10 protein-coding genes and 2 riboswitches are annotated in these 11,740 nt (G+C 73.8%); all 10 genes read right to left on the reverse strand.

What is annotated here, in order from left to right; translation table 11 throughout:
• Window positions 1–22: 22 nt before the first annotated feature.
• The gene (locus tag ABZ919_RS00945; protein WP_361240774.1) at window positions 23–775 is read right to left on the reverse strand and encodes a CbtA family protein; all 753 of its coding nucleotides are present in this window, start codon (window positions 773–775) and stop codon (window positions 23–25) included.
• 20 nt (window positions 776–795) lie between these two features.
• Window positions 796–1,017 carry a CbtB-domain containing protein gene (locus ABZ919_RS00950; RefSeq protein WP_361240777.1) on the reverse strand — a complete coding sequence of 74 codons (222 nt, stop codon included), beginning with the start codon at window positions 1,015–1,017 and terminating at the stop codon, window positions 796–798.
• 36 nt (window positions 1,018–1,053) lie between these two features.
• Window positions 1,054–1,196: riboswitch (cobalamin riboswitch) on the reverse strand.
• 173 nt (window positions 1,197–1,369) lie between these two features.
• Window positions 1,370–1,771, reverse strand: a complete 402-nt coding sequence (locus ABZ919_RS00955) for a (2Fe-2S) ferredoxin domain-containing protein (RefSeq protein ID WP_361240780.1) — start codon at window positions 1,769–1,771, stop codon at window positions 1,370–1,372.
• Window positions 1,772–1,830: 59 nt separating this feature from the next.
• Window positions 1,831–1,951, reverse strand: a riboswitch (cobalamin riboswitch).
• 72 nt (window positions 1,952–2,023) lie between these two features.
• Entirely contained in the window at window positions 2,024–2,665 is a 642-nt protein-coding gene (locus ABZ919_RS00960) for an isoprenylcysteine carboxylmethyltransferase family protein (protein WP_361240783.1), read from the reverse strand.
• A gap of 200 nt (window positions 2,666–2,865) precedes the next feature.
• Window positions 2,866–4,065, reverse strand: a complete 1,200-nt coding sequence (locus tag ABZ919_RS00965; RefSeq protein ID WP_361240786.1) for a histidine kinase — start codon at window positions 4,063–4,065, stop codon at window positions 2,866–2,868.
• Window positions 4,062–5,813 carry a cation acetate symporter gene (locus tag ABZ919_RS00970; RefSeq protein WP_361240789.1) on the reverse strand — a complete coding sequence of 584 codons (1,752 nt, stop codon included), beginning with the start codon at window positions 5,811–5,813 and terminating at the stop codon, window positions 4,062–4,064. Before ABZ919_RS00970 ends, ABZ919_RS00965 begins: the two co-directional genes overlap by 4 nt.
• Before the next feature lie 31 nt (window positions 5,814–5,844).
• The gene (locus ABZ919_RS00975; protein WP_361240791.1) at window positions 5,845–6,219 is read right to left on the reverse strand and encodes a hypothetical protein; all 375 of its coding nucleotides are present in this window, start codon (window positions 6,217–6,219) and stop codon (window positions 5,845–5,847) included.
• Window positions 6,220–6,343: 124 nt separating this feature from the next.
• Window positions 6,344–7,156 carry a LytTR family DNA-binding domain-containing protein gene (locus ABZ919_RS00980; protein ID WP_361240794.1) on the reverse strand — a complete coding sequence of 271 codons (813 nt, stop codon included), beginning with the start codon at window positions 7,154–7,156 and terminating at the stop codon, window positions 6,344–6,346.
• Between the two features lie 100 nt (window positions 7,157–7,256).
• On the reverse strand, window positions 7,257–9,626 hold the full coding sequence (locus ABZ919_RS00985; protein ID WP_361240797.1) for a glycosyl hydrolase family 65 protein: 2,370 nt from the start codon (window positions 9,624–9,626) through the stop codon (window positions 7,257–7,259).
• Complete coding sequence (locus tag ABZ919_RS00990; RefSeq protein ID WP_361240800.1) at window positions 9,623–11,728, reverse strand: xanthine dehydrogenase family protein molybdopterin-binding subunit; 2,106 nt, start codon at window positions 11,726–11,728, stop codon at window positions 9,623–9,625. The genes ABZ919_RS00985 and ABZ919_RS00990 overlap by 4 nt, the downstream gene beginning before the upstream one ends.
• Between the last annotated feature and the right edge of the window lie 12 nt (window positions 11,729–11,740).

Below are 11,740 nucleotides of genomic sequence, written 5' to 3' on the forward strand. Positions count from 1 at the left end.
GGCCCTCTGGGTCCCGGAGGAGTCAGCGCGCGGCCGGAACCGTCCGCGCGGCCGCTGCCTTCGCCGGTCCGGGGTTCAGCAGCCGTTCCGCCAGCTCGCCGAAGAGCAGGCCGAAGCCTGTCCAGAGGCTCAGCTGAATGGCCAGGGTGGAGAGCCGGAACCGCCACAGCAGGGTGGCCGGGAAGTTCTTCGGCACTTCGTTGACGACCGGCAGGAACTGGTAGGCCAGGCCGATGACGACGACGAACGCGACGATCGCGACCACGGCCGCCCACCAGGTGCCCGTTCTGGGCGCCAGACTCTTGCCCAGGATGGTGGCGGCGACCGCCAGCAGCACACTGAGCAGCATCATCAGGAAGTACAGTGTGGTCCGTTTGCCGATGGTGTCGGCGCTGCCCACCGACGGCGGGTTGGCCGGGTACTTCAGGAACGGCACGACGTACACGGCGAGCAAGGCGCAGCCCGACAGCAGCAGCGCCGTGGCGCGCGGGCTGAAACGGCCCACGCGGCCCAGCGCGAAACAGAAGGCGAGCGCGGCGATTCCGCCGAAGGCGGCCCCGTAGACCAGCACGCCGGTCGCGAGGCCGGCGGTGGACTGCAGGGACCGCGAGACGACCTCCATCTCGTGCTCGTGGGAGTGGGCTTCCTCGAAGCTGATCGCCTTGCCGACGCTCGGCTCACCGAGCACATACGCCACGATCAGGGCGAGCACGCCGGCGGCCAGGCCGGCGAGCATGCCCCGCACGAGAAGGTTCCGTACGGTTGCGGAGTTCATGCCTGTGCGGTGCCCTCGCGTCAGTGGCAGGGGAAGCCGAGCAGGTGGCGGGCGTCGTGCACCCACTCGTGGACGTCCGCGCCGTTGAACACGGAGGTGGCGCCCTGTTCGGCGCCGACGAAGTACAGCAGGATCAGCATGAGGATGCCGAAGAAGACGGCCCACGGAGCAATCGCCTTCAGCGGCAGCTTGGCGGGGACGGCGGGGGTAGTGGCTGTCGGCTGGGCGACGGTCTGCGCCATGGCAGGACCTCCTCTGGGAGTTCGCGTCCCATCTCGGTGGTGCACAGGACGACGGCCACGGGTCTGACTCACGAGTCCCCTCCGAGGGTCCCGCATACAGTGGCGCGACCGTGCCGGATTCCCACCGGCTTCCGTCTCGCCGTCGTCGATATCGGACAGACCGTACCGCGTGACGCGCACACGGCCAAGACCGCCTCCCGTGACGTGATCTTCCTCTCCCCCTGACGGTCCGTGCGGCGCCGGGCAAGTCCCAGGTGGCTCCGGCTCGTTCTCACCGGTGACGCGCAACCCGACGGCCTGCAAGCCGAGTTCCGGACCGGCCCGGTGGTCCGCGGCGGCCCGGCCGGCTCCGTCACCGGGCATCCGCACGGCGCCCCGGCGGTGTGAAGGCGTACAGATCGAGGATGTCCGGCAGGGGAGCCACACCGGGTCCGCCGGCGCGCACCCAGGTGACGATGTCCTCGGTCGCGTCCGGATCGTTGACCAGCCCGAGCCATACCGGCCGCGCACCGGCGGCACGCCCCGCGGAGGACGGCTGTACGACGACGACGTTGGCCTGATCGCAGGCGTCGAGGCACTCGGAGACGCGCACCGGCAATTCCGCCTGAAGACGCGCGGTCTGCGCCACGTGATCCACCCCGGTCACCTTGGGACTGCCGCAGCAGCAGTCCCGGCACACGACGACCCGGCACGGCACCGCCCCGCTGTCCGTCTCAGTGTCGTACGACGCCTGATCCACCGGATTCTCGGGCATTCCGCCCACTCCCCTCCCGGGGAGATCCGCCCCGGAGTCCGTCGAGGAGGCGACCGCGTGAGTCTCCTGGCTCCCGGGTCGTCGCGGGCCCCCTGCCCACCCCCGTCGCGGTGGTGGCCTGCCGGAACTCGCTCACCGGTCACAGTGGCGGGACCGCGCCGGATTCGCACCGGCTTCCTCGGACCGCCGTCGCCCTGTATCGCCGGTCATCATCCCATCACCGGGCAGAAGCCCCGCACGGCGCCGCCCCGGCTACCGCTGCCCGGTGCCGGCATGCTGGGCGCCGGTCCGGGCGGGACGTATGCGGGGTATCAGCGCCGGGACTTCGGCGCGGTAGGCGTCGTACGCGGGGCCGAACTGCCGGGCCATCAGGCCGTCCTCGATCCGGACCCGCCGCAGCAGCCAGGGGACGGTGACCGCCGGGAAAGCCGTCCAGACCCCGAAGCCGCAGGCCAGCATGGAGCCGGTGACCAGGCCGAGCAGACCGGTGTAGATGGGGTGACGGACCAGCCGGTAAGGACCACTCGTGCGCAGCTCGTGGTGTTCCTGGACGGTCGGGACGCTGGCCCACATGGTGCCCAGGACCCAGCGGGCCCACAACAGCAGGGCGGTCGAGGCGACGGCGAGGGCGGCTCCCGCGAGCGCCGGCGCGGGCTGCCAGTACTGCAGGTGACGCCAGAAGCCCCGGGAGTGTCCGACCAGCGCGAAGAACGCAGAGACGCCCGCGATCAGCAGCAGCCGGCGCGGCAGGGTGCGGCGCAGTCCGTGCGCCCAGGCGCGCGGACCGGCCGGGCTCCTCACGCCGAAGTAGACGGCGCCCACGACCCACGCCGCGACGAAGACCAGGATGCAGATGCTGGTGGTCAGGACCAGTGCCGAGTGCAGATTCCCCATGCCTCAAGACTGCTCCGCGCACCCGGCGGACCACCACCACCCATGGGTCGATGGAGAGCTCTCCGCCGCCCTCCATCCACGGATGGAGAACCCACCGGCCGTGTGGGGCGCTCCCGCGCACACCCACGCGACCGGCAGTGTCAAGAGCCGCGCGGACCATGGCAGTTCGGCAAGGCAGGTATGGGGGGCACGAAGGCCGGTCACGACGGCGGGGCCTGCGCCTGGGGCTGGACACCCGGGTGGAACTTCGGGACGCGGAGGGTGATCTTCGTGCCCGCTCCGACGCCCGTCTCGATGACGAGGCCGTGGTCGTCGCCGTAGACCTGGCGCAGCCGGCGGTCGACGTTGCTCAGGCCGATGCCGGTGGCCGGACCGGCGGTGCCGCGCAGGATCGCGCGCAGGCGTTCCGGTTCCATGCCGATGCCGTTGTCCTCGATGACGACCCGGGCCTCGGTGCCCTCGTCCTCGGCGATGATCGTGACGGTACTGCGCTCCACGGACTCCTCCAGGCCGTGTTTGAGGGCGTTCTCCACGAGCGGCTGCAGGCAGAGGAAGGGCAGCGCCACGGGGAGCACTTCGGGAGCGATCCGCAGGGTGACGCGGAGGCGGCGGCCGAAGCGGGCGCGGGCGAGTTCGAGGTACTGCTCGATGGAGCGCAGCTCCTCGGCAAGGGTGGTGAAGTCACCCTCGCGGCGGAAGGAGTAGCGGGTGAAGTCGGCGAATTCCAGCAGGAGTTCACGGGCGCGCCCGGGGTCGGTGCGGACGAAGGAGGCGATGCTCGCGAGGGAGTTGTAGATGAAGTGCGGGGAGATCTGGGCGCGCAGGGCCCGGACCTCGGCCTCGTGGGCGCCGGCGCGGGCCCGGTCGAGGTCGGCCAGGGCGAGCTCCACGGACAGCCGACGGGCCGCTTCCTCGGTGGCCCGCAGGAGAGCGGTGGACTCGGCGGCGGCGAACACGGCCAGGGCGCCGGGGGCGGCGCCGTCGGCGGCGAGCGGAACCAGGGCGCACCAGCGGACCGGGCAGCCGGCGTCGTCGCAGGACGGCGTGAAGGTCCGGGTGCGAAGCGGGTCGGCGAGGCACGCGATCAGTTCCGCGCGGTGATGGTCGGCGGCGCCGTCCCAGGCGAGCACGGAGGCGTCGTCGGTGACGGCGAGGGCCGGCGTGCCCAGCAGGGGGCGCAGCCTGCGGGCCGCCTTGCGGGCGGTGTCCGGGGAGAGCCCGGCGCGCAGGGGTGCCGCGGCGTACGCGGCGGTGCGCAGGGCACTGGCCAGGGCGTGCGCCCCGTCGCCGTCCACCGAGTGCTCCCGCTGCCGAGCCGCCGCACCGTGCCCCAAAGCGGCCCCCAGCACGAACAACGCCAACCCGGCCAGAGCCAGGGCCACCACACCGAGGACGGTCACGGGCGCCCCCACCCCGGCCAGCCACGACGCGCCGCGACAGGTGGCGTGGGTTCGGGGAGGTGCAGACGGGCCATCGTGGCGGCGGTGGCCGGTGGGACGCGGTCCCGGGTGGCCAGGGAGGTCAGGATCATCGCGGCGAAGCCCACGGGGACGGACCACACCGCGGGCCAGGCCAGCAGGGTGTGCATCCAGCCCGAGCGGGCGCCGCCGGCGATGGTGGCCGTCACCGCGGCGAGCGCCGAGCCGCCGCCGAGGAGGAGTCCGGCGATGGCACCGGGCGGAGTCAGTCCGCGCCACCAGATGCCGAGGACGAGCAGCGGACAGAAGGAGGATGCCGAGACGGCGAAGGCCAGGCCGACCGCGTCGGCCACCGGCAGATCGCTGACCACGGCAGCTGCGGCGGCCGGCACCGCGATCGCGGGCAGCGTGGCGAGCCGGAAGTGGCGGACGCCGAGGGTGGGCAGGACGTCCTGGGCGAGGACGCCCGCGACGGACATGGTGAGGCCGGAGGCCGTGGAGAGGAACGCCGCGCACGCGCCGCCGGCGACGAGCGCGCCGAGCAGGTCCCCGACGACCCCGCCGATCAGCCGCCCCGGCAGGACGAGGACCGCGGCGTCCGTGTCGCCGGTGAGCAGCAGGTCGGGCGCGTACAGCCGGCCGAGCGTGCCGTACAGGGGTATGAGGAGGTAGAACGCGCCGAGCAGGCCGAGCACGCTCACGGTGGTGCGGCGGGCGGCGCGGCCGTCGGGGCTGGTGTAGAAACGGACGACGACGTGCGGCAGGCCCATGGTGCCGAGGAAGGTGGCGAGGATCAGTCCGTAGGTGGAGTACAGGCCGTGCTGTTCGCGGTCCGCGGACAGCGGCCTGGCCCAACTGGAGGGCGCGGTGCGCTCGGGCGTCCGGTCCGGCAGGGGGACGCGGGCGCCGGCCGGGAAGCGCAGGGTGGTGTCCGTGCCGATCCGGTGGCGGCCCTGGCCGAGCCGCAGTGGGGCCGCGTGCACCGGTCGGCCGTCGACGGCGCCGGTGGCGGTCACACGGACCGGCTCGTGCACGGTGAGGGTGAGCGGCCGGTCGACGCGCACCTCGGTGGCGCGGTGGAAGACGGGCCGGTCGTCCCAGACGGGGGCCGGGGCGTGGCCGGCGCGCCAGGCGAGCAGCAGGAACACCGCGGGCACCAGCAGGGCGGTGAGTTTCACCCAGTACTGGAAGGCCTGGACGAAGGTGATGCTGCGCATCCCGCCGGCGGCGACGGCAGCGGTCACCACGGCGGCCACGAGGAGGCCGCCGAGCCACCCGGGTGCGCCGGTGAGCAGCCGCAGGGTGAGGCCGGCGCCGCGCAGCTGGGGCAGCAGATACAGCCAGCCGATGCCGACGACCAGCACGGCGGCGACCCGGCGCACCGCCCGGGACTGCAGCCTGGCCTCGGCGAAGTCGGGCAGGGTGTAGGCGCCGGAGCGGCGCAGCGGGGCGGCGACGAAGGCCAGCAGCACCAGGAATCCGGCGGTATAGCCGATGGGGAACCACAGCATGTCGACGCCCTGGGCGAGGACCAGTCCGGCGACGCCGAGGAAGGACGCGGCGGACAGGTACTCGCCGCTGACCGCGCAGGCGTTGAGGCGGGGGGCGACGGTGCGCGAGGCGACGTAGAAGTCGGAGGTCGTGCGGGAGATGCGCAGGCCGAGCGCGCCGACGAGGACGGTTGCGAGGATCACGGCCGTCACACCCGCGATGCCGTACGTCCGGTTCACCGGCCGGTCCCGGCGGGAAGTCGGCGCATGGTCAGGGGCGTTCCGCGGGGGCGCCGGCGGCGGCCGTGCCGGTCTCGTTGCGCTCGGCGCGGCGGACGTACCAGGCGCCGACGGCCGGCAGGGCGACGTACGGGGCCACGCCCAGGACGAACCACACGGTGAGGGGCACGCGGGGCGCAGCGCCGGTGTGCGGCAGGGCCCGCAGGAGTACGGGGAGGAGGCCGAGCGGGAGGGCGAGGAACGTCGTGGCGGTGAGCGCGGCCCGCAGCTGACGGCGCATCAACCGGCGTACCTGGACGTCCGGCCGGGGCTGCGGCGAGGCGGCGGGGCCCGGCGCGGCCGTACCGCTCGCGGGGCGCGGCCGTCCGGTGACCACCTCTCTGCGAGGGACGGAATCCGCACCCATGACGCACTCCCGACGCCGCGGTGATCACCTTGTGTTGCGGCGAGTGTACGCAGCGGGCCCGCGCCGAGACAGTCGGCGGACGTAAATCGCCACAGGTCCGTCACCCGGGGACGGCTCCGGCCGCTCAGCGGGCCCTGCGTGCCGCATGTCCGGCCAGCAGGTCCCGGAGTTCCCGGGCGTTGCGCCGGCTCACGGCGAGGATGCGGTCGCCGATCCGCACGGTCACGTTGCCGCCGTCCAGGCGGAGTTCCTCGACGCGGTCGAGTGCGACGAGCCGGCTGCGGTGGATGCGCACGAACCCGCGTGCGCGCCACTGCTCCTCCAGCGTGGACAGTGCGACGCGCACCAGATGGCTGCCGTGCCGGGTGTGCAGCCGCGCGTAGTCGCCCTGGGCCTCGACGTGGGTGATGTCGGCGATGGGCACGAACCGGGTCACGCCGCCCAGTTCCACCGGGACGTGATCACCGAGGGAGGGTGCCGGTTCGGGCGCGGCAGCGGGTACGGCGGCCGGCCGGGGGCCCTGCCCGGCCCGGACCAGCTCGGCGACCCTGCGGACGGCCTCGGCGAAGCGTTCCCTGCGCAGGGGCTTGAGCAGGTAGTCGACGGCCTTCAGGTCGAAGGCGCGGACCGCGAAGTCGTCGTGCGCGGTGACGAAGACGATCAGCGGTGGGGCGGCGAACCGCCCGAGCAGGCGGGCCAGTTCGAGACCGTCGAGACCTGGCATGTTGATGTCGAGGAAGACGACGTCGACGGCACGGGCGCCGCCCGGCCCGCCCTCGACGGCACGGCCGAGACGGCGCAGCGCCTCGGTGGGTCCCGCCGCGGCCGTCACGGTGCCGATCCGCGGATCCTGCCCCAGGAGGTACAGCAGTTCCTCGAGCGCGGGCTCCTCGTCGTCCACCGCCAGCACACGCAACGGCACGTCGCTCGCGCTCATCCGTCCAGCCCTTCTTCCCCCTGCGATCCCTCGGCCCTTCACCGGTGCATGGTGGTCGCCCCGGCCGTCCGCGTCGAGTGCCGACGAGGGCGGAACGGCCCTAATCCGGTACCACCAGTTGTGCCCGCTCCCCCGGCCCCACCGGAACCACCCGATCGCGCAGGCAGACGTCGATGGGGGCGCGGTCGGAGTCCGGTACGGCGATGCCCAGCAGGCCGCTGCGCAGGTGCAGCCGGACGCCCCAGTGGCCGCGGTAGCGGATGACGAAGCCGTAGGAGGAGAGTTCGGGCAGCGGGACCGGGTCGAGGCACAGGGCGCCGCTGCGGGTCTCCAGGCCGGTCAGACCGCGCTGGACGAGGTCGAGGGTGCCGGCCATGGCGCCCAGGTGGATGCCCTCGCCGGTGGTGCCGCCCTGCAGGTCGGCGATGTCGCCGCGCAGCGCCTCCTGGACGAAGGCCCAGGCGTCGGCGCGGCGGGCGCGGGTGAGGATCCAGCCGTGGACCAGACCGCTGAGGGTGGAGCCGTGGCTGGTGCGGTGCAGGTAGTGGTCGACGGTCGCGGTCCAGGTCGGCTCGTCGAGCCGGTAACCCAGCCGGCGGAAGAGGGTGCGCAGTTCGGCCGCCGAGAACAGGTAGCCGAGCATCAGCACGTCGGCCTGCTTCGACGCCTTGTACCGGTTGACCGTGTCGCCCTCCGCCTCCAGGATCCGGTCGAGGCGCCGGATGTCTTCGTAGCGCTTGCGGTAGCCGTCCCAGTCCAGCTCGTCGAGGTCGCCGTAGCCCTCGAACTGGCTGACCACCCCGTCGTGGAAGGGCACGTGGAGGGTGCGGGAGACCTCCTCCCAGCGGTTCGGCTCGTCCTCCTCCAGGCCGGCGCTCTCGGCCAGTTCACGGCGGCGCGGCTCGGGCAGGGTGCTCAGCAGCTCCAGGGCGCGGGCGAGCACCCAGGCCGCGGTGACGTTGGTGTACGCGTTGTCGTCCAGACCCGGTGCGCCGGCGCCGGGGTAGGCGTCGTGGTATTCGTCGGGACCCATCACGCCCCGGATGCGGTGCCGGCCGAGGTGCGGGTCGTAGCGCGCCGAGTCCGCCCAGAAGCGGGCGATGTGCAGCAGCATCTCGGCGCCCTCGCCGTGCAGGAAGTCGGTGTCTCCGGTGGCCTCGCAGTACTGCCAGATGTTGTAGGCGACGGCCGAGCCGACGTGGTGCTGGAGCCGGGAGTGGTCCGGGACCCAGCGGCCGGAGCGGGGGTTGAGGTGGACCTGCTGGGCCTCCTCGCGGCCGTCGCTGCCGCTCTGCCACGGGTAGAGCGCCCCGCGCCGGCCGAGTTCCCGGGCCTCGCGGCAGGCGGCGTCCAGCCTCCGGTGCCGGTAGCGGAGCAGGGCGCGGGAGACCTCCGGGAGGTGCAGGTTGAGGTACGGCAGGACGAAGAGCTCGTCCCAGAACACATGGCCCCGGTAGGCCTCGCCGTGCAGACCGCGCGCGGGCACGCCGACGTCGAGGTCGGCCGTGTGCGGTGAGAGGGTCTGCAGCACGTGGAACAGGTGCAGGCGCAGGATGCTGCCCGCCTCGCCGGGCACGTCGAGCGCGGTGCGCCGCCACAACTGCTCCCACGCCGTGGCGTGCGTCTCCAGCAGCGTGTCGAAGCCGGGGGCGGCGCCGGCGCGGTCGACGGCCGCGTCCAGCGGGTCGCCGATGGCGGGGTCGCGCGAGGTGTGCAGCGCGACGGTCTTGTCGACGGTGCGGGTACGGCCGGGTGCCAGGCGCAGCCGCACGTGCTGGACGGCTCGCAGGGCTTCGTGCCCCGTGGCCACCGGTGCGTCGACGGTCAGCCGGGCGGCCAGGGCGCATTCGATGCGGGAGGTGCGGGTGTGGCAGCGCAGCCACATCGCGCCGTGTGCGGCGAGCCCGGTCCGTACCTGGGTGAGGTGCCTTCCGTCCAGTTCCCGGTAGCGGGTCACGCCCGCGTTGGTGACGCGTCCGTCGAGGGCGGCTTCGACCTCCAGGTCGAGGGCGGCACCGTCCACGGTGAACTCCGTGCGCAGCGCGGCGAGATGGGGGTCGGCCAGGTGGACGAGGCGCAGCTGGCGGACATGGAGCGTGGTGTCGCCGTCGAGACGGTAGCGGGTACGGCGTTCCAGCAGGCCGGGCTCGAGATGGAGCGTGAGATAGTGCTCGGGGACGGGATCGGCGTCCGGGGTGAGCCAGGCGCCGCCCGCCGGACGGAAGCGCAGCGGCAGCCAGTTGGGCAGGTTGACCATGTCCTCGTTCTCGACCCGGCGTCCGGCGACCTCGGAGGTGAGCCGGTCGTAGCAGCCGGCCGCGTAGCTGCCCGGGTAGTGGACGTCGTCGGCGGTGCACTCGGGCAGCGCGCCGCGTGTGGCGAAGTATCCGTTGCCGAGCGTGCACAGCGACTCCCGCAGGCGTTCCTCCTCGGGCCGGTAGCCCTCGTACTCCCAGGTGGGTCCCGTCACGGTCCCCCCTCGGACAGCAGGCCGGCGAGGATCCGGTCGGGTGTCAGGGGCAGTTCACGGAAGCGGATGCCGGTGGCGTGGTGGACGGCGTTGCCGATGGCGGCGGCGGTGCCGACGATGCCGATCTCGCCTATGCCCTTGCTGCCCATGGGGTTGAGGTGCGGGTCGTCCTCGTCGATCCAGTCGGCCTCGATGTCGGGTACGTCGGCGTGTGCGGGCACGTGGTAGGAGGCGAGGTCGGCCTCGGTGAAGTCGCCGAACGCGGGGTCCAGCGTGCTGTGTTCGGTGAGCGCCATGCCCAGGCCCATGGTCATGCCGCCGGTGAACTGGGAGCGCGCGGTGCGGGCGTTGAGGATCCGTCCGGCGGCGTAGATGCCGAGCAGCCGGCGCACCCGGGTCTCTCCGGTGACGGTGTCGACGGCGACCTCGGCGAAGTGGGCGCCGAAGGCGTGCCGGGCGTAGGGGCTGTCGGCGTCGGCGCGCCCGGCGGTGTCGGCGTGGGTCTCGATGCCGTCGGCGGGCAGCGGGCCGGTGTGCGCGGCGAGCCGGGAGGCCAGCTCGGCGCACGCGTCGTGCACGGCCCAGCCCCAGGAGGCGGTGCCCATGGAGCCGCCGGCCAGCCAGGCCGACGGCAGGTCGCTGTGGCCGATCTCGGTGCGGACCCGGTCGAGGGGCGCGCCCAGGGCGTCGGCGGCGATCTGGGCGAGGACGGTGCGGGCCCCGGTGCCGATGTCGGTGGCGTTGATCCGGACGGTGCAGGTGCCGTCGGGCAGGGCGCGGGCGGTCGCGGTGGCCGGGACGGCCGAGGCGGGGTAGGTGGCCGCGGCGACGCCGGTGCCGATGAGCAGCGGGCCCTCGCGGCGGATGCCCGGACGCCGGTCGCGCTCGGCCCAGCCGAAGCGGCGGGCGCCCTCGCGCAGGCACTCCACGAGGTGCCGGCTGCTGAACGGTTTGCCGCTGTCGGGTTCCCGCTCGGGTTCGTTGCGGACGCGCAACTGGACCGGGTCCGTGCCGAGCGCGTCGGCGAGTTCGTCCAGGGCGGACTCCAGGGCGTACATGCCGGGCGCCTCGCCGGGGGCGCGCATCCAGGACGGGGTGGGCACGTCGAGCGGGACCACCCGGTGGGAGCTGAGCAGGGCGGGGGTGGCGTACATGATGCGTGAGGGCACCGCGGCCTGCTCGACGAACTCCTTCACCCGGGAGGTGTGGGTGGTCGCCTCGTGCAGCACTGCGGTGAGCGCTCCGTCGGCGTTCGCGCCGAGGCGCAGGCGCTGCTCGGTGGGGGCCCGGTGGCCGACGGTGGTGGGCAGGTACCGGCGGGGGTAGGCGAGGGTGACGGGCCGGCCGGTGTGCCGGGCGGCCATGGCGGCGAGGACGACGTCGGGGCGGGGGGTGCCCTTGGAGCCGAAGCCGCCGCCGACGTGCTCGGTGACGACGGTGATGCGGTCCTCGGGAAGCTCGAACATCTGGGCGAGGACGGTGCGCACGGTGGTACCGCCCTGACTGGAGGTGTACACGGTGAGCCGGTCCCCGTCCCAGTGGGCCGTGCTGGCGTGCGGCTCCATGGGGTGATTGTGCAGGGGCGGCACCCGGTACGTGACGTCGACGCGGACCTCGGCGGTGGCGAATGCGGCCTCCGGGTCGCCGTGCTCGACCCGGCCCGGGTAGCCGGCGTTGGCCTCTTCCGGCTCGTAGGCGTGCGGGTGGGCGGGATCGAGAGCGACGTCGTGGGGTTCCGCCGTGTAGGTGACGCGGACCGCCCGGGCGGCGGCTCGGGCCGCCTCCAGGGTGTCGGCGACGGCCAGCGCCACGCACCAGCCCCGGTGCGGCACACCCGGCCCCTGGAGGACGGCGAGGGTGGCGTCGTCCGGCGGGGCGAGACGGGGAGCGTCGTCCGGGGTGAGGACGGCGAGGACGCCGGGCACGGCGAGGGCGGCCGAGGTGTCGACGGCGGTGACCCGGCCGCGCGCGACCGTGGCGGGCACGGGCCAGGCGTGGGCACGGCCGGGCAGGGGGTATTCGGCGGCGTAGCGGGCGCTGCCGGTGACCTTCTGCCGTCCTTCCCGGCGTTCGGCGGGCGCGCCCAGGCTGGTGGCGGTCATGGGGTCCTCCTG

The organism is Streptomyces sp. NPDC046759 (assembly GCF_040645475.1).
Taxonomy (GTDB): domain Bacteria; phylum Actinomycetota; class Actinomycetes; order Streptomycetales; family Streptomycetaceae; genus Streptomyces.

Bases quoted from the DNA above. Each gene is read 5' to 3' on its own strand.
- ABZ919_RS00955 (WP_361240780.1), bottom strand. From the start codon at position 1,771: ATGCCCGAGAATCCGGTGGATCAGGCGTCGTACGACACTGAGACGGAC.
- ABZ919_RS00950 (WP_361240777.1), bottom strand. From the start codon at position 1,017: ATGGCGCAGACCGTCGCCCAGCCGACAGCCACTACCCCCGCCGTCCCC.
- ABZ919_RS00960 (WP_361240783.1), bottom strand. From the start codon at position 2,665: ATGGGGAATCTGCACTCGGCACTGGTCCTGACCACCAGCATCTGCATC.
- ABZ919_RS00990 (WP_361240800.1), bottom strand. From the start codon at position 11,728: ATGACCGCCACCAGCCTGGGCGCGCCCGCCGAACGCCGGGAAGGACGG.
- ABZ919_RS00945 (WP_361240774.1), bottom strand. From the start codon at position 775: ATGAACTCCGCAACCGTACGGAACCTTCTCGTGCGGGGCATGCTCGCC.
- ABZ919_RS00980 (WP_361240794.1), bottom strand. From the start codon at position 7,156: ATGAGCGCGAGCGACGTGCCGTTGCGTGTGCTGGCGGTGGACGACGAG.
- ABZ919_RS00975 (WP_361240791.1), bottom strand. From the start codon at position 6,219: ATGGGTGCGGATTCCGTCCCTCGCAGAGAGGTGGTCACCGGACGGCCG.